Genomic DNA, 17,861 nt, shown 5'->3' on the forward strand with positions numbered 1-17,861 from the left:
ATCCCTATGGATGAACAAGCCAAATTTATACAAATGTAACAAAACCGTGTGTCATGCCTTGATATAACACCACTTATATCACTCATTCCAAGAATGGATGACACTTTGTTGACAGGATAGCTCCGGTTTTTTGTACTAAAACAAAATAAGTTAGATGGGGCTACAAGTTGCGAACGGGTAAATTTTCATTTCTTAAGGTTTCTTTTTTAAAGTCACCTCTATCGACTATTCAGGCACTCTTGTCTTTACAAGAGTCTAATTTTAACAAAAAAGTCATGCTGGGCGGGGGACTAATCATCGCTGCAGCCATTCTATGGCCGACGAATAACGAATCAATGCCCCAGCGCATTCCGATCGATTTAGATATCGAGACCTTGATTGCTCAGCTTAAACCTACTACTCAAACAGAAAATATCATCACAAGGCCAGATTTTATTCATAAGATCACCAGTGGCGATACTCTGAGTGGACTCTTCATGCAGGCTAGCGTGGATCAACAAACCATGTACCGGGTATTAGAGGCCGACTTAAATGTGTTGGCATTAGATACGTTAAAGCCGGGTAACCAGATAAAATTCTGGCTCGATGACAAGGGAGAACTTGAAAAATTAGAGCTCTATTTCTCTGCGGCACATCAAGTGGTGTTTACTCGCTTCGATGACGGCAGTTTTAATGTCGATGATATCAATATCGAAGGGATCTGGCGTAATCGCAGTGTCTTTGGCGAGATCCATGGGTCTTTCTATGTTTCGGCCAAGAAGATAGGTTTGAATGCTGGAGAGATTCAACGCATCGAGTCTCTGCTAAAAGAGAAGCTCAATTTCGCTCGAGATCTTCGTGCGGGTGACCGATTCTCGGTATTGATGAACGATCAGTTTATCGATGGCACTGCAACGGGTGTCAGTGATATTTTAGGTATTACTATTCATCGTGGCCGCAGTGACATTACCGCCTTTCAAAATAGTGATGGTAATTTTTACGATGATCAGGGCCGCAGCCTGTCACGTGCATTTCAGCGTATTCCGCTGCTGAAGAACTACCGTATAAGCTCACGTTTTAATCGTCATCGCCATCACCCAGTGACAGGGCGGACGTCCCCTCATAATGGTACAGATTTCGCCACGCCAATCGGTACTAAGGTCATTGCCCCCGGTGATGGTATTGTCACTCTGGTGACTAACCATAGGTATGCCGGTAAATATGTGGTGATACAGCATGGTAATAAGTACCGAACTCGCTATCTGCACTTGTCGAAAGCCTTAGTTCATAAAGGACAACGTGTTACTCGTGGTCAGGTAATAGCTCTCTCGGGTAATACCGGGCGCATAACTGGCCCGCATCTTCATTATGAGTTTCATGTTAATGGTCGTCCAGTGAACCCAATGACAGCCAATATTCCTATGTCCAGTAAGTTGTCTAAAAAGCAGATGGATGAGTTCGAGCAACTGGTCAAGGTACGTAAGATGATGATGGGTCAGGTTTAAGCTTATTATTTGATTCACGCCTTTCAATAAGATGAATGATTAAAAATATCAGCCTATGGCTGATATTTTTTTGTCCTATGTTTGATGTCTATTAGGTATAGGGATTCTGATCGTGTTCGACTAAGGTCAGTAGCAGCCTAAGATCAAACTCCAACTGATGGTAATCTCCTTCCATATGACAACAGAGTTGATAGAAAGCCTTGTTGTGATCTTTCTCTTTCAGGTGCGCCAATTCGTGCACCACTACCATTCTTAGCAGAGATTCTGGGACACGTTTTAACCGGGATGAAATGCGAATTTCATTCTTTGCCTTAGTCTTACGGCCTTGAGCTCGGGACACAAAGGAGTGTAATCCCAATGCCTGATGACTGAGGGATATTTTATCGTCATATTGGACTTTCGACAGGGGCTGAGACTTACGCAGGTAGCGGTTCTTTATTGCTATGGTGTAATCGTATAGGGCCTTGTCGGTGCGAATATTGTGGATATCCCCATGACGGTTCAACAGCACAGACTGAAGTTTGCCATTTTCAAGTAAGCTAGCCACTTGATCTTTTATTTCTTGGCGGTAACCGTTGAGGTATTTAAGCTGATTTTCCATGAGTTAATCTGATATAGGTTGTTTTTTAAAGGCATAAAAAAGAGGGCGTTTAGCCCTCATATTTATTTAGCAGCTTAAGTCATAAAAACTTAGCTGTCTGATTGGTCATCACCCCAAACATTAAAAATATGCTGATTATGGTAAGCATATGCCGCATCAAATGCAGGCTTTTGGAATCGTTTAAGCCCCAGACCTTCGAAATCTACCTGAGGTGGGTTTCGTTTCAGGCGCTCTTTGACTGTCACTGGCGAAATCAAGATAACTGGCAAGTCGAGCAGCTGAATGGCGGCTTCGGCCTTGAAGCTAGTGGCACTACCAGCCAGTTTACCTTTCTGCTCACGTGAAATGATCACGATTTTATCGACATGGTAATCTTCCATTAGCTTCTTAAAAGTGAATTGAAAATCACGAATCGATTCGGTAGCTTCCGAATGTGAAATGATGAATGATTGCTGACGACAATCTGGTATATTAAATGTCTCACCTTCATAGCTCAGCAGGCTAATTACCGCTTCACCGCCTTTTAACTCTACGCCACAAACTCTCATGTTAACCCTTAAAAATATTCTTGATCACGCTATGTTACGTTAGCTGATAATCGTAAATTGATACTCAGCCGCCAAACGCATCTAGCGACTATTTAATACCATTCCATATAAGTATCTGCTCAGTTCAGAGACTCACGCAGTGCGGGTTTCAAAGCCCTTTATGCTACGTTTAATTTTCTCGATATAGAATAACTATTAGCTTCAAACATTCACCTTGCCTACAGTGCTTTGAATTCCCGCTGAATTATCAGATACTTACTCGGAATGGTATAACTGTTTAGTTTACTCTGGTGTTTCCTGAAGCTTTGATTTTGGCTTTCTTAGCATAGGAGCATCACCGACATCAATACCTGTGATGAAGCGCTTATCTTGCTTCTTAGGTTTAGTCTTTGCCTTACGCTTGGCCTTGTTTTCCGTGGCTTTCTTGCTTGTTGCCTTAGTTCTCTTGTTGGTTTTTGGCTTATCTTTCAAACCAGAGAATTTAGCGGCTAAACCATCGATAACCGTGAGTTTGAATGTCTTACGCAGGAATACCTGTACTTGCTTGAAGCTGAGCCAATCTTTAGGTCCGACGAAAGAGATGGCATCACCCTTAGCCCCGGCACGACCCGTACGACCAATTCTGTGGACATACTCTTCGGCAAACTTTGGCATGTCGAAGTTAATCACCAGAGAGACATTGAGAAGATCTAGCCCTCGTGATGCAATATCTGTGGTGACTAATATTTTCTGCAGGCCGCGGCTAAATTGATCCATTATCTGATTGCGGTCATTCTGCTTTAAGTTACCGCTCAGAGATGCGGTCTTATGCCCGGATGCGGCTAATTTAGTCGCCAATCTGTCGGTATCTTCACGAGTCGCGGTGAAGATGATGATCTGCTTATGAGTCTCATTGTTTAAGATACTGTCGAGCAAGGCTTCTTTATGATCTAAGTGATCCGCAAGATAGATACGTTGGGTAATATCTAGGTTTTCGATATTACCTGCACCGACATCCACATGCTCAGGAGACTTAAGTAATTCGGCGGCAATATCATTAATCTGACCATGATCTAAGGTGGCCGAAAACATCAAGGTTTGGCGACGTTTATGATCGGCGGCCTTGTTAATCGCTTTTAGCTGTTCGGCAAAACCAAGATCTAACATACGGTCGGCTTCATCTAAGATAAGCAGTTCGAGACCATTTAGATGTAAATGGTGCTGGGCGAGATGATCCGCCAAGCGACCCGGAGTCGCCACCACGAAGTGTGGGTCACGAGCGAGTAACTTTGCCTGGTCGTTAAAGTTCTCACCGCCCAATATCTTCATCGCCTTGTATTGCGTGTTGGCGACTAACAAACGAAGCTGGCCATAAACCTGGTTAGCAAGTTCTCGTGTTGGCAATAAAATCAACACTCTAGGATCTCTTTTACTCAATGCCCTAGTCGAAATTATCCTCTGCATCGCCGGTAACAAAAACGCTAAGGTTTTACCTGAGCCTGTTTTTGATGACGCCATCAGGTCTTTTCCTGACAGACCTACTGGTATAGCCTGCTGCTGGATCTCTGTAGGCGTTTCAATGCCCATATGATCGAGCGTATCTAACAGACGTTTATCCAGTGAAAAATCGGTAAATTGCAAAGGTGTACTCCAAGTTTGATTCGACTGCGTATTATAACCTGACTTTAGTTGCTGGGGCCATAAACATCACGAAATCGTGATCGGTTTGCATGCTCTTTAAGCGAAGCGAAGCGCATATCTCAAGGTAATCAATGTTTATTTTTGCTTGGCTTTTACTCATCAGATAAAAATAATGAGTGGCCAAACTGGCTTGATGATTATAATTTCTTTGTCTTTTTGATGGCTTACGCTTAAAATCTCCTAGTGTTCTCATACTAAGGTACGTATTGAGTAACGCTTTGTCCGCTGGTAGAGGGACCAGATAAAAGATTAGATAAAGGATTAGATAATGTATTCGTTGAAGCGCACTTCCTCTCTTGTTCAAATATCGGCCTTGTCACTTCTGGCAAGCAGTTCATTTTTTGTCATGGCAGACGACATGACTCAAGCTAACGAGGTTAAAGGCAACGACCCCCTAACAGTACAGGATGACAGCTTCTTCTATCTTGGTGCCAAAGGCGGCTGGGTTAATTATCAAAATGCCTGCGAAGCTCAAGCTGTCGATTGCGATGCCAACGATTCTGCCTGGGGCGGGTTTGCGGGTTATCAATTTCACCGCAATTGGGGCGTTGAAACCGGTTACAATGATTTTGGTCAAGCGTCGGCAGTTTACCCTGAGAGTGGACTGTTTAACGAGTATATAGGCACCATGAAAGGCTGGGAGTTTTCATTGAAGGGCAATCTGCCACTCACCGAAAACCTGGACCTGTTTGGCAAAGCGGGTACATTGAGATGGGATGGTAACAACACAGGCCCATTTTCATATAACAGTGACAATGGCTGGTCTCCCATGGTCGGCATCGGTTTGGAATACAAGTTCACCCCGTCTTGGGTTGCGCGTGTTGAGTATCAATATTTCGACTCGGTTGGCAGCGATCTGCTTGGGGGGAGTAATATCCACTTCACCAGTTTAGGGCTCAGCTATCGTTTCGGTCAGACTAAGTCAATGGCTAAGCCTGTGACTCAGCCTGCGCCAGTTGCAGTGGAGCAAGTTGTCATAGCACCAAGCCCAATTGTCATCGCCGCAGTGACTCAAGCGGTACATTTCGATTTCGATAGTCAAGTGCCTTTGCAGACGCATATCTTGGTTGAAGTTGCCGAGCATTTGAATCAATACCCAAGCTCGTCTGTGGTGCTTCAAGGCTACACCGATGCTGTTGGCACTTCAGACTATAACCTTAAGCTATCAAAACGACGTGCCGAGTCCGTCGCCAGTTACCTCAAAGAGCTAGGGGTGAGAGATATACAGATTAGCATCGAGGCTTTAGGTGAGACCCATCCCGAGATCGATAACATGACCGAAGCGCACAGAGCCAATAACCGCCGGGTATATATCACCATCCCGGAGATAACAGTGAGCCAGGACAGCGATGAGTCGGCTCTATGATAGCGTGTTAATTATTCTTCATGCTTGCCTATCCTATTATGGATAAGCGCGTTTAGTGTGTAATATTAGCCGATGGTGATGCATCGGCTTTTTTATATCGTTTTTGATATCAGCTTTTTTATATCCAGAAGAATTGGCTTGGAGAGAATGAATGGCAACAGTTGGAATTGCACTGGGCAGTGGTGCGGCTAAGGGGTGGGCTCATATTGGCGTGCTCAATGGACTCGCCGAGATGGGGATCTATCCCGATAAGGTGTCAGGCTGCTCAATCGGTGCGCTTGTCGGTGCTGCTTATGCCAATGAACAGCTAGAGGAACTTGAACACTGGGTGAGAAGCTTCTCCAGCTGGGACGTCTTAGGCCTGATGGATCTGACTTGGCGAAAAGGGGGGCTTATCGGAGGCGATAAGGTCTTCGATGTGATTCAGAGCCGTATCGGCGATCTACAGATAGAAGATCTCAATAAGCCCATGATCGCCGTAGCTACCGATCTCTATTCGGGCCAGGAGATTTGGTTTAGGGAAGGAGACCTTCGTCATGCCATTCGCGCTTCCTGCTCTATGCCTGGCATATTACCGCCGGTGAAAGTCGGTGAACGTTGGCTGGTGGATGGCGCCGTGGTCAATCCGGTTCCCGTATCTGTCAGCAGAGCCATGGGCGTCGATGTGGTCATCGCGGTGGATCTTAACGGTCAGCGTCGTGGTCGTATGCAGGTCTTACCTGTGGACATGACCTGTAATAAGCCATCACTTGAGGAGAGTGTCAGAGCACAGGAGCATCAAGATACTGGCTTTATGGATCTGCTTGCTCGTGGCCGGGAATATGTCAGCCACCTTAGCGAAAAATTTACCAAGGGTAGCCGCTCAGATCCTGGCATGTTGGCGGTGATGTCACAATCTATGGATATTCTCGAGCAGCGTCATAAACGCGCCAGACTCATGGGCGATCCACCGGATATCTGCCTGATCCCGGATCTCGGTGATATAGGCACCATGGAATTTCATCGTGCAGGAGAAGCCATAGCGGCGGGAGAGTTGGCGGTTAAACATGCCAGACATCAGATAGAAGCAGTACTAAGCAAGTACTAAATATGTACTTGATTAGTACTAAGAGAAAACCATTAATATGCTGGACATTAATCTCTTTTTAGGCCTTCTCTGGCCTCCAGAGATAAGTACATCCATATACAAAAAGGGCCTATTCGGGCCCTTTCAATTTATCATCTTCTCAAATAAGCGAAATGCTATCAGCTTAGTTTTACTACCATCTTACCGCGGTTCTTCCCTTCGAATAAGCCGATAAAGGCTGCGGGTGCCTGCTCGAGTCCTTGGTAGATAGTCTGCTCGGCCTTGACAGCTCCCGTCGCTAACCATTGACCCATCTGTTTGGCAAACTCAGGGTAATGATCCCAGTGTTCGAATACGATGAAGCCTTCAATTTTAAGCTTCTTGATGATGATCATGGCAAGGTTATTCGGGCCTGGAGTCGGCGTCGTATCATTGTATTGAGAGATCATGCCGCACACGGCGATTCTGCCGTGGTCATTCATGTTGTTCAGTGCGGCGGTGAGATGTTCGCCACCGACATTTTCAAAATAGACATCTATGCCATGGGGGGTAGCCTGTTTCAGTGCAGTGCTAAGATCCTTTGTCGTCTTGTAGTTAATCACAGCATCGACGCCTAAGTCGCGCAGATGAGCGGCCTTCTCGTCGCTACCAACGGAAGCCACCACCTTGGCTCCCATTAATATACCGAGCTGGCACACGACGCTGCCTACTGCACCCGCTGCACCAGAAACAAATAGGGTGTCTCCCTCTTTTAAGGCGGCGATTCGGGTCAAGCCTGTCCATGCCGTCATGCCTGGCATACCTAAGACACCGAGGAAGTGAGATTCACTCATTGGGGTATTTGGGAGCCTAGTATGATCGCTGCCATCGGTGACATAATGACTACGCCAGCCGTGCATGGCACTGACTTTGCTGCCGATTGGGAACTCGGGATTGTTGGACTCTATCACTTCGCCTATCGAACCGCCTTCCAGTACCTGGCCTATCTGAAATGGTGTAATATAGCTCTCTCTATCGATCATGCGACCACGCATATAAGGGTCTACCGACATCCACAGGTTTTTAACCAGAAATTCACCGTTGGTGATAGTCGGCAACTCCACCGATGTCTGTTTGAAATTATCTGCTGTAGGCATACCCTCTGGGCGAGAGTCTAATAGGATCTGATTGGCGTTCATAAAACCTCTTTGCTTTGCGCGCTAATTAATTGTGGTAAACTCTACACTTAAACTTTTTACCGCGCAACTAGTTTGCGCGCAAATTAAAAGTTCAATGTGTAGATTCGTTAAAATATAGAGTGTAGATGCGGGTACAATGACTGCCAGCGATCTTGTAAACTTAATCAAGCAAAATGCTGAATAACGCCTAAGGTATGAATAGTGACCGATAATCTTCATTTAAAAATGAACACAAACGATACACAAGCAAGCAGTTGCCTGTCGGACAACGTCTGTTTTGCCCTGTATACCGCAGGTAATGCCCTAGTGCGTGCCTATCGTCCCTTACTGGATGAATGTGGCTTAACCTATCCACAATACCTGGTGATGCAGGCGCTCTGGTTAAATGATGGTGTCAGTTTGACTCACCTGTCTCAGGCGACACGTCTGGATTTAGGCACCTTGACGCCCATAGTCAAGCGGTTAGAGAACAAAGACTTGTTGATCCGTGCCATCGACGCCGAGGATGAGCGCAAGAAGGTCATCAGAACCACTCATGAGGGGCTCTCGTTGAAACAAGAGGCATTAGCACTCAAGCAAGTCTTGCTCGATAAAGTCACCCTCTCTGAGCCTGAAATAGAGTCTCTGAGGAAGATGTGCATGACCTTAACTCAAGACTTAAATAGGAAATAATGAGATAGATTCAGCATGTTTATGGTTTTCTCTTCATTATTTGTCATTTAATTTATTTTACGGCATGTTTCCTGCTTAATAGTTGCATATTTCTTTTTTATGTCGGTATTTTGACAATGAATCCAATCACTAGCCTTGCCAGCCAAATTAACTCAGGGACTATCGCCGGAGGTAATGCCAATTCTGCCGGGGCGAAGAGTACCAGCCTGGCCGACAGTTATGGTGTTAACAGTCATCAGACTGAAGCTGGCTCGAGCAGTGATAAGGTCAGCCTGAGTCAATCGAAAGAGGCGGCGACTGGGCTCAATAGGGATGGGATTAAAGACGAATCGGTGTCTCTGTCACCTAGGGCTGCCAGGGCACAAAAAATTGAAGCCATGGCGAAAGACTTTTTCTCTAAGGGGGACTTCTCTGCTGCCGATCTGCCAAAACTTATCCAACGCTTGCATCAAGACGGGATCTTGTCAGATACCCAGCTGAATCGTCTGTCAGAAGGCGGCTTCGACTTACCAAAAGTTCAAGGTCAGCCCGATGATTTTAAAGCATTTATTCAAGATAAGCGTGAAGAGTTAACCGCCAATGGCGACACCCAAGGTATGACAGGTGTCCTGATTAGCCTACTCGATGATGCCGAGAGCGTGCTTAATCAAATGGATAATGCACAGAGTAAAGAGGTGGGTCAGCAAGCGACTCGGGTATCGGCTCAATTGAATATTTATCTTAAGAGTGATACCCAGATGTCATCGAGCGATCGTGAGCAGTGGCAGGGGCTTAAATCTGTGATGCAGCTTGCATCCTCCATGGGAGAAAATCAACAAGCGGTCGGCATGGTAAATAGTTACCTGAGTCTCGGCAGATTTTAGTACTCTTACCATGTAAGTTTTTCAGTGTTATCCACTTTTTCGAATACTTTTGTTTCGTTTTCTCATTTGTTCTATCTGCCAGTCCATCTAGCTTGCTTCATTCCTAAGGTCAAGGCCACTCTTATCAATAAGTGGTCTTGTTGGCAGGAATAATTTCTTGTTAAAACCTATCCCCAAAATCATGATCTCGATCAATGTTCTTTCTATGACTTTGTAGCTTAATACACAGCATATTGTGTTCCACGGTTAATTTAGCACTATATATGGTGTTATTTCGACGTCACTTGAGGAGAGATTGAACAATGCCAGTGGTTATTAAGCGGGATGGTTACCGCACGCCTTTTGACGAAACAAGGATTAGAGACGCTGTGGTGGCTGCAGCGAACTCGGCAGGTATTGAAGACAAGAGTTACGCCGTGAGTGTTGCCTCCTCTGTCGCTAAATGTGTGGCAGAACATGCTGAGATAGATATTCACGAGCTACAGGACTTGGTCGAGAATCACTTGATGGAAGGCCCTTATAAGTCCCTCGCTCGCGTCTATATCGAGTATCGTCATGATAGAGATCTGCACCGTGAAACAAGCAGTCGATTGAACCAGGAGATCCGCGGTTTAGTCGATCAGACCAATGCGGCTCTGATGAATGAAAATGCCAATAAAGACGCTAAAGTGATCCCGACTCAGCGCGACTTGTTAGCGGGTATCGTGGCTAAACATTATGCTACCCGACATATTTTACCCAAAGATGTGGTTGCCGCTCATGAGTCCGGTGAGATCCATTATCACGATCTCGATTATGCGCCTTTCTTCCCCATGTTTAACTGCATGCTGATCGATCTCAGTGGCATGTTGACTAAGGGCTTCAAGATGGGTAACGCCGAGATTGAGACGCCTAAATCTATCTCTACAGCAACGGCCGTGACGGCGCAGATCATCGCCCAGGTAGCCAGTCATATCTATGGTGGTACCACGATTAATCGTATCGATGAAGTCCTGGCTCCTTTTGTTGCTAAGAGTTACGACAAGCAGTATCAGCTGGCGTTGGACTGGGGGATCACAGATGCGAAAGCCTTCGCTACCGCGCAGACTACAAAAGAGTGCCATGATGCGTTCCAGTCTCTTGAGTATGAGGTCAATACCTTACATACGGCCAATGGACAGACACCCTTTGTCACCTTTGGTTTCGGTTTAGGCACCTCCTGGGAGTCTCGCCTCATTCAGTCATCTATGATGAAGGTTCGTATTGCGGGTCTGGGTAAGAATCGTAAGACGGCAGTATTCCCTAAGCTAGTCTTTGCCATTCGCGATGGTATTAATCACAAGGCGGGTGACTGTAACTATGATATCAAGCAACTTGCGCTTAAATGCGCCACGACCCGCATGTATCCGGATATCCTCAACTATGAGCAAGTAGAGAAAGTGACCGGCTCTTTTAAGACTCCTATGGGGTGCCGCAGCTTCCTTGGGACCTATGAAGAAGATGGTGAGCTGATCCACGAAGGTCGTAATAACTTAGGTGTGGTGAGTCTGAACCTACCAAGGATTGCGCTGGAAGCCAAAGGCGATGAAGCGGAATTTTATCGCATCTTAGATCTGCGTCTCGCCATCGCCCGTAAGGCTCTGGATACCAGAATTGAGCGTTTAGAAGGCGTGAAAGCGCGTGTGGCGCCAATCCTGTATATGGAAGGGGCTTGTGGAGTCAGGCTTAGAGCCGATGATGATATCTCAAGTATCTTCAAAAATGGTCGCGCCTCGATTTCTCTGGGCTATATCGGATTACATGAGACGATCAATGCCCTCTACGGCACAGATAAGCATGTTTATGATTGTGAAACCTTGCGTCAAAAAGCCATTGAAGTCATCGAGTATATGAAAGCAGCGACCAACAAGTGGCGAGAGGAGACCAGCTATGCCTTCAGTCTCTACAGCACACCTAGTGAAAACCTCTGCAGCCGTTTCTGTAAGCTCGACACTCAGGTCTTTGGCGTGATCGAAGGAGTGACGCAGAAGGGCTATTACACCAATAGCTTTCATCTCGATGTTGAAAAGCAAGTTAATCCATACGACAAGTTGGATTTTGAGCAGCCTTACCCTGCATTAACTAATGGCGGTTTCATCTGTTACGGCGAATATCCGAATATGCAGAATAATCTCGAGGCATTGGAAGATGTGTGGGATTACAGTTATAGCCGAGTGCCATATTACGGTACCAATACGCCTATCGATGAGTGTTATGACTGTGGCTTTACTGGCGAGTTTGAATGTACCAGCAAGGGCTTCACCTGCCCTAAGTGTGGTAATCATGAACCGAGTCGGGTCTCTGTGACTCGTAGAGTCTGTGGCTACTTAGGCAGTCCCGATGCGAGGCCCTTCAACTTTGGTAAGCAAGAAGAAGTGAAGCGCCGGGTAAAGCACCTTTAATAAATCTGCTTCGCTTATTTATATGTAATAAAAAGCAAGGTGTTACAGAGTCAGTAGCGCCTTCTCTATTTACTCGGCAGGTTGGAATTGTGCTATGAACTACCATCAATATTATCCTGTAGATGTTATCAATGGCCCTGGAACGAGGGCGACTCTATTTGTCACCGGCTGTGAGCATCAATGCCGTGGCTGCTATAATCAAAGCACATGGAACCCCGATCATGGGCATCGATTTGACTTACAGATGCAGCAGCGAGTCATTAACGATCTGAAAGATAGCCGGATTAAGCGCAGAGGCTTATCACTCTCAGGTGGAGATCCTCTCTACCCTGAGAACATCTCAGAGATACTCGCCCTGGTTAAGCGAGTTAAAAGTGAGTGTCCCGGTAAAGATATTTGGTTGTGGACCGGATACAAGTTAGCAGAGTTATCCGCCGAGCAAAAGAGGGTGCTAGATTATGTCGATGTGCTGGTGGATGGCAAGTTTGAGCAGGAGAATGCAGATGTCAGTCTGGTTTTTCGTGGTAGCAGCAATCAGGTAATTCACAATCTGGTAGAAAAGCGATAACTGTATTCATTCAGTTACTGTTATAATGGCGGCCATAGGTTTCAAATCATTTAAAAAACAGCCGCGCATTGAGGCTGTTTTTGCATTTTACAGAATATTTTTAAGGCACGAGCATGAATTTAAAAGAAGAGCTTCATGGACTTAACGACAAGCTAGAACAGTTTCGTCGTAAATTAGCCGCTGCAGAAAAGCGCGGAGATAAAGGCATCATGTTGCAATTTAGACAGGAAATAAACGCAGTGAATAAGCGTATTGCCAGCGCTAAGACTCAACAGACCCGTGAGTTGAGTAAGCAAGGCGGCTCAGTAGTTAGCTTAAAATTCAAGCGTCCTCTGACGAAAGCTGAGCAGGCTGACATGGGTAAACTTAAGAAATCCGTAAAAGGGCTGGTCGTGGTTCATCCTATGACGGCACTCGGGCGTGAAATGGGTATCAAGGTGGTCACAGGCTTCGCACCAAAAGAGTTTTAATTATCTAATTTATTCCGGTTAGACGGTTATTCTTTAGTGAGCGATATCATGTTTTTCTATCGTCGTCAGGCGTATCATTCCTACCTAATGTAGGTGGAGTGCTAGTATTAGGCGTATCATTCCTATCTGAAGAGAGAGGAATGCTAGTATTAGGTGAATCAATAGCCGATTAAAATGCTAGGGTATTTCACTTACTGGTAAAACCAGATAATATTCCTCCCTTCACTGCAAGATAGAGTGGAAGGGTGGGTTATAAAACCGTCGTTTTTAGACATAGGTCATTCTCGTTGTTTTTTCTGATTTATAGTCATCTCAGGGAAAGAGAGTCTTTAAGGTTATTTCATGTCGATCAAGTATATCGCTTCTTCAAAACTCCCGACGCCTTGGGGCGTATTTGCTATGCACGGTTTTGAAGATACAGAGACTGGAAAAGAGCATGTTGCGCTGACATTGGGCGAACTGGACAGCCAGAGCCCGATCCTTGGACGTATTCATTCAGAATGCTTAACGGGTGATGCTCTATTCAGCCTACGCTGTGATTGTGGCTTTCAGCTGCAGACTGCGATGCAAAATATTGCCGATGCGGGTCAAGGTTTTCTCCTTTACCTTCGTCAAGAGGGGCGTGGCATAGGTCTGCTCAATAAGATCAGAGCTTATGAGCTACAAGATCAGGGTGCCAATACCGTCGAAGCCAATGAAAAACTGGGTTTCGCCGCCGATATGCGTAAGTACGATATGATCTTGCCCATGATGGAGAAGATTGGCGTCCAGAAAGTCAGATTAATGACTAACAATCCTCGCAAAGTAAAAGCGATGAAAGAGTTAGGCATAGAGGTCGTCGAGCGTATTCCGCTACAAGTGGGCAAGAATCGCTATAACGAGTCCTATTTGAAGACCAAGTCAACGGAACTTGGCCATCTGATGTCTGAATATCATTTTGCTGATGAAGGCAAAGAATAACGTCAGTTGTAGATTTTCCTTCATTCTGTCGCTATATTCAGAGCCATACTAATAATATAGTTTCTATATCTTATATATGGTTCTGAAATCAGTTCTTATCGCGCTAACACTGCTTGGATCTTTTTCTGTCTATGCTGAAGAAGATTTTACCCATTACGCGTTTGCAAATTATCTAGGCAGTGGTATCTATAAAACCTCAGGGCAGAATGCTACTGTGGTTAACATACCCATCAGTTTCGAACTCTATAAGAATGATACTGAATCTCTCACCCTGCGCACCCCTATATCGCTGGGCTTCTTCAATTTTAAATGGAGCGATCTTCCTGAGGCTGACCTGCCCTCCAGCGTCGGCACCATGACGATAACCCCTGGCATTGAATATCGTGTCCGTACCTCAGAGGATCATGAATTTCAAACCTATGTAGATCTTGGCTACGGTAATAATTTTACCTCAGGTACCAATGTCGCTATCTATTCAGCAGGTGTCTCCAGTTTACTGGATCTTGAATTAAGGCAGTCAGCACCAGTCTGGGTTAACCGACTGTTTTTCGCTGGCTATGCCAGCTTCGATGGGACTCAGAGTGAGACCTATTCTGCACTTCAATCTGGTATCGATATAGGGACAAATATTCATTGGCGCTGGGATTGGTTAGGCGTCGATGTCGAGCCCAGGGTGTTTGCTGCTGGTTATTGGTACTTCGATAAACTCAGGTTCGCTACGCCATTTGGTGAAGATGTTTTGGTGTCGAATAGTTTAGAAGTGGGCGCAACCTTAGCGTTTTCTAAGCCAATCCTTTGGGATTGGATGGGAATTGACCGCTTGGGTCTCAGTGTCCGGGCCGGTGATGGCGTCAAGGTATGGCGTTTGATCTTTGAGTTTCCTATCTAGGCTCTATCTTACACTTAGTTTCAGTATTTAGATTTCTGAGTCTAGCTTATCTCTGAGAAAATCCAGAAATACCCGAATTTTTGGTGAAATTAATTCCCGCTTTAGGTAGAGCGCATAGGTCGAGCTCAAAGGAGCACAGGGGCTAAATAGATCCTGTTCCAGTATTCGGACTAAGCTGCCATTTTTCAACTCATCTTTCACTGCCCACAGTGGAATTAAGGCAAAACCTGCATCGTTCAATAATAGTTGTTTCTGACCATTGACAGAATTGACCGTGAGCCCTTCAGAAATGGTCAATTTTTTAAAAGTATGGGGGGGCTTAGTTTTCATAACGAACCATTCACGCCAGCCGGCATAGCCATATCTTATACAATCAAATTTATGTAAGTCGTTTGTTGATAGTGGCAGTCCATTATTGGTAATGTATTGAGGGCTCGAGCAGAGCAAGAAGTTATTATCGGTCAGTTTGCGGGCGATCAAGTTAGAGTCCGGCAGGTGACCGCTGCGTATGGCGATATCGACATTCTCCTCCACCATATCTATGACACGCTCGGTTAATTCCAGCTCAATTTTCACCTCCGGATATTGGTGTATAAACGCTGGGATCAATGGCAGCACACAACTTTCACCGAAGCCAACTGTCATACTGACTTTCAAGTGACCCTTAGGGTTTTGCTGTAACTCATTTACCGCCCTGTGAGCCTCATCGAGCTCGGAGACGATACGCTGAGAATACTGATAATAGGTTAAGCCTGCTTCGGTTAAGCCTATATTACGGGTATTTCGATTGAGTAGGCGAATGCCAAGTTCTTTCTCCAATGCCACCAACTGGCGGGAGATGGAGGAGGGCTGAATATCGAAGATTCGACTCGCTTTCGAGATGCTGCCGGTTTCTACGACACAGTTAAAATAGTGCAACCGAGTGAATATGCTCATGAGTGTATCTCCATTTTGGTGTGATAAAGCTAGAATAGCATTATTGTCTAAAAGACAAAAATGCTTTGCTTTATGGTGCCTTGATGGTTTGTTAGGCAATAACTAAAATAGCTTCATTAACATTAACTAGCCATTCAATGATAGAGACGATAAATATGAAAGCCATGATCATAAAACAACTGGGTTCCAGCGATGTGTTCCAACTGGCCGAAAAAGCCAAGCCGGTATTGAAGTCAGGCCACATGCTGGTGGAAGTGAAAGCTTCGAGTGTGAATCCGTTAGATACTATGTTGCGCTCAAGCGACACTCCTTGGTCTGCTAATTTACCTGAAATACTCCACGGTGATGTTGCCGGTGTGGTGACTGAAGTGGCCGATGACGTGAGTCACTTCAAGGTTGGCGATGAGGTTTATGGCTGTGCGGGGGGAATTGCGGGTATCGATGGGGCATTAGCGGAATTTATGTTGGTCGATGCCGATTTAATGGCTCTTAAGCCTAAAACCTTGACCATGAGACAGGCTGCCGTGCTGCCTTTGGTGTCTATTACTGCATGGGAAGGCTTATGTCATAAACTCAAGGTAAAGCAAGGCGATAAGGTGCTGATCCATGGCGCAACGGGTGGGGTTGGCCATGTGGCAATTCAGTTAGCCAAACATCTTGGCGCCGAGGTCACCGCAACATCGACGCCGCGTAATATGAAGCTTGCCGCGAGTATAGGCGCCGATCACTTAGTCGATATCAAGGTGCAGTCTGTGTCCGACTATGTTCAACAGTACACCAAGGGCGTGGGGTTCGATGCCATATTCGATCCCGTGGCCGGTGACAATATTCAACTCAGCTTCGAAGCCGCTCGATTTAATGGTGCTGTTGCCACCACTTTACCCATCGATAATGTATTACAGGTGGCGTTGAAGAGTTTGAGTTTTCACAGCGTGCTTATGCTTATCCCTATGGTCGAAGGCATTAATCGACAATCCCACGGTGAGATCTTAACTAAGATAGCCGAGTTGGTGGACTCTGGTATTATCAAACCTCTGCTCGATGAGTCTGACTTCACTATCTGGCAAGTCGCCGATGCACATGCTCGTTTAGAATCCGGCGCAGCAGTTGGAAAAATAGCATTAAGGGTGTAGTCACCACCTAGCTAGGCTGAATGTAGACAAGAATATTCATCACTTAGTCACCGATGTTTGCTATAAGAGGTAGCCCCCATATATGGTGCTACCTCTTTTTTGTTCAATCAGCCAGAGTAAATCAGTTTACTTTGGTATTTCTGTTACTTTTTAGATAAGCATGAGTCGCTCGAAAACTAATCACCTGAGTGAATGGTTACTATAATTAAAAGATGTTTAGTCAGCTGCCCTGAACAGAGTTAGGTATTTTTAACTTGTTTGGTAGCTCTTTTAACAGGACGGTCGCCATGTTCACATCACGTGTATTGGGGTCATTAATCTGTGTTCTCCTACTTTTATTTACTGACGTCGAAGTCGCAGTAGCAAACTCAAATGCCGAAATAAGCCAAGAACTCACCACGCTCTATCGCGCTGCCAGGAAAGTCATCTCAGTCAATCAACAACATATCAACGATGCTTCTATAGGTGATAAAGGGTTGTCGGGTGAATCTGTAAAAGAGCAGGCTCTGGTCAATTATGCACAGGCCAGTGGTATTCCCTTAGATACAGACCAACTCACCGATGCCCAGACTGCCATGTTGATTGCGGTCGTGGCTGTCATGGATGAAAATCAGGATTTAATCAATGAACAAGGTGTGGGATTTAAAGGTTTCTTACCCGCAATTTTTGCCCGGCAGGTGGCTAATAAGTTCAGTTCCAGTATGGCTGGAAAGATGAAAATCAAGTTAACGGCACCTAAGACTTATGTGAGAAATCGTGCTAACAGGCCTGATAAATGGGAGAACAATGTTATCGAAACCCTGTTTAAGAGTGCAGACTATATGAAGGGAGAGCCATTTTCTGAGGAATCTAAGGTCAAGGGCAAAGATGCCTTTAGATTTATCTTACCTGAATACTATGGTAAGTCATGTTTAGGCTGCCATGGCATGCCAAAAGGAGAGAGGGACATTACCGGTGGCAAGAAAGAGGGAGGTGTATTAGGTGAGTTAGGTGGAGCGATCAGCTTAATCATCTACCAGTAGAGGTA

At 45.4% G+C, this 17,861-nt stretch carries 17 protein-coding genes; 12 read left to right on the forward strand and 5 right to left on the reverse strand.

Translation table 11 applies throughout. The features are described from left to right. Positions 1 to 167 precede the first annotated feature (167 nt). Positions 168 to 1,484 carry a peptidoglycan DD-metalloendopeptidase family protein gene (locus FS373_RS06620; protein ID WP_416221744.1) on the forward strand — a complete coding sequence of 439 codons (1,317 nt, stop codon included), beginning with the start codon at positions 168 to 170 and terminating at the stop codon, positions 1,482 to 1,484. 91 nt (positions 1,485 to 1,575) lie between these two features. On the opposite strand, the gene FS373_RS06625 is transcribed toward FS373_RS06620, so the two are convergent. The 3 genes from FS373_RS06625 to FS373_RS06635 form a co-directional block, all read right to left on the reverse strand. Continuing rightward, entirely contained in the window at positions 1,576 to 2,085 is a 510-nt protein-coding gene (locus tag FS373_RS06625) for a M48 family metallopeptidase (protein ID WP_144047235.1), read from the reverse strand. Between the two features lie 89 nt (positions 2,086 to 2,174). Beyond that, entirely contained in the window at positions 2,175 to 2,633 is a 459-nt protein-coding gene (locus FS373_RS06630) for a DUF3010 family protein (protein ID WP_144047234.1), read from the reverse strand. A gap of 282 nt (positions 2,634 to 2,915) precedes the next feature. Further along, positions 2,916 to 4,253 (reverse strand): DEAD/DEAH box helicase, encoded by a 1,338-nt coding sequence (locus tag FS373_RS06635; protein ID WP_144047233.1) that lies wholly within the window; start codon positions 4,251 to 4,253, stop codon positions 2,916 to 2,918. A 328-nt stretch (positions 4,254 to 4,581) separates the two neighbouring features. Between FS373_RS06635 and FS373_RS06640 the strand changes: the two genes are divergently transcribed. Continuing rightward, on the forward strand, positions 4,582 to 5,679 hold the full coding sequence (locus tag FS373_RS06640) for an OmpA family protein (RefSeq protein ID WP_152828983.1): 1,098 nt from the start codon (positions 4,582 to 4,584) through the stop codon (positions 5,677 to 5,679). Between the two features lie 151 nt (positions 5,680 to 5,830). Further along, positions 5,831 to 6,766 (forward strand): patatin-like phospholipase RssA, encoded by a 936-nt coding sequence (gene rssA, locus FS373_RS06645; RefSeq protein WP_144047231.1) that lies wholly within the window; start codon positions 5,831 to 5,833, stop codon positions 6,764 to 6,766. Positions 6,767 to 6,924: 158 nt separating this feature from the next. Here rssA and FS373_RS06650 read toward each other — a convergent pair whose 3' ends face one another. After that, complete coding sequence (locus FS373_RS06650; RefSeq protein WP_152828984.1) at positions 6,925 to 7,923, reverse strand: NADP-dependent oxidoreductase; 999 nt, start codon at positions 7,921 to 7,923, stop codon at positions 6,925 to 6,927. A gap of 225 nt (positions 7,924 to 8,148) precedes the next feature. On the opposite strand from FS373_RS06650, the gene FS373_RS06655 reads away from it, so the two are divergent. From FS373_RS06655 to FS373_RS06685, 7 genes are all read left to right on the forward strand, one after another. Then, positions 8,149 to 8,595: a MarR family winged helix-turn-helix transcriptional regulator gene (locus FS373_RS06655; RefSeq protein ID WP_144049040.1), complete on the forward strand. Its 447-nt coding sequence runs from the start codon at positions 8,149 to 8,151 to the stop codon at positions 8,593 to 8,595. Between the two features lie 116 nt (positions 8,596 to 8,711). Next, positions 8,712 to 9,458 carry a hypothetical protein gene (locus FS373_RS06660; RefSeq protein ID WP_144047229.1) on the forward strand — a complete coding sequence of 249 codons (747 nt, stop codon included), beginning with the start codon at positions 8,712 to 8,714 and terminating at the stop codon, positions 9,456 to 9,458. 302 nt (positions 9,459 to 9,760) lie between these two features. Further along, a complete protein-coding gene (nrdD, locus tag FS373_RS06665) occupies positions 9,761 to 11,878 on the forward strand; it encodes an anaerobic ribonucleoside-triphosphate reductase (protein WP_144047228.1) in 2,118 nt (705 codons plus the stop codon). A gap of 94 nt (positions 11,879 to 11,972) precedes the next feature. Then, positions 11,973 to 12,446 carry an anaerobic ribonucleoside-triphosphate reductase-activating protein gene (gene nrdG, locus FS373_RS06670; RefSeq protein WP_144047227.1) on the forward strand — a complete coding sequence of 158 codons (474 nt, stop codon included), beginning with the start codon at positions 11,973 to 11,975 and terminating at the stop codon, positions 12,444 to 12,446. A gap of 113 nt (positions 12,447 to 12,559) precedes the next feature. Then, a complete protein-coding gene (locus FS373_RS06675; protein WP_144047226.1) occupies positions 12,560 to 12,916 on the forward strand; it encodes a YibL family ribosome-associated protein in 357 nt (118 codons plus the stop codon). Between the two features lie 342 nt (positions 12,917 to 13,258). Then, positions 13,259 to 13,876, forward strand: coding sequence for a GTP cyclohydrolase II (ribA, locus tag FS373_RS06680; RefSeq protein WP_144047225.1), 618 nt, complete (start codon positions 13,259 to 13,261; stop codon positions 13,874 to 13,876). 76 nt (positions 13,877 to 13,952) lie between these two features. Continuing rightward, on the forward strand, positions 13,953 to 14,765 hold the full coding sequence (locus tag FS373_RS06685; protein ID WP_144047224.1) for a hypothetical protein: 813 nt from the start codon (positions 13,953 to 13,955) through the stop codon (positions 14,763 to 14,765). Positions 14,766 to 14,792: 27 nt separating this feature from the next. On the opposite strand, the gene FS373_RS06690 is transcribed toward FS373_RS06685, so the two are convergent. Further along, the gene (locus tag FS373_RS06690) at positions 14,793 to 15,701 is read right to left on the reverse strand and encodes a LysR family transcriptional regulator (RefSeq protein WP_152828985.1); all 909 of its coding nucleotides are present in this window, start codon (positions 15,699 to 15,701) and stop codon (positions 14,793 to 14,795) included. 155 nt (positions 15,702 to 15,856) lie between these two features. Between FS373_RS06690 and FS373_RS06695 the strand changes: the two genes are divergently transcribed. Together FS373_RS06695 and FS373_RS06700 are read left to right on the forward strand one after the other, a co-directional pair. Then, positions 15,857 to 16,834: a zinc-dependent alcohol dehydrogenase family protein gene (locus FS373_RS06695; protein ID WP_144047223.1), complete on the forward strand. Its 978-nt coding sequence runs from the start codon at positions 15,857 to 15,859 to the stop codon at positions 16,832 to 16,834. A gap of 287 nt (positions 16,835 to 17,121) precedes the next feature. Further along, the gene (locus tag FS373_RS06700; protein WP_144047222.1) at positions 17,122 to 17,856 is read left to right on the forward strand and encodes a c-type heme family protein; all 735 of its coding nucleotides are present in this window, start codon (positions 17,122 to 17,124) and stop codon (positions 17,854 to 17,856) included. Positions 17,857 to 17,861: the final 5 nt, after the last annotated feature.

The sequence above is a fragment of the Shewanella sp. YLB-07 genome (genome assembly GCF_009377275.1).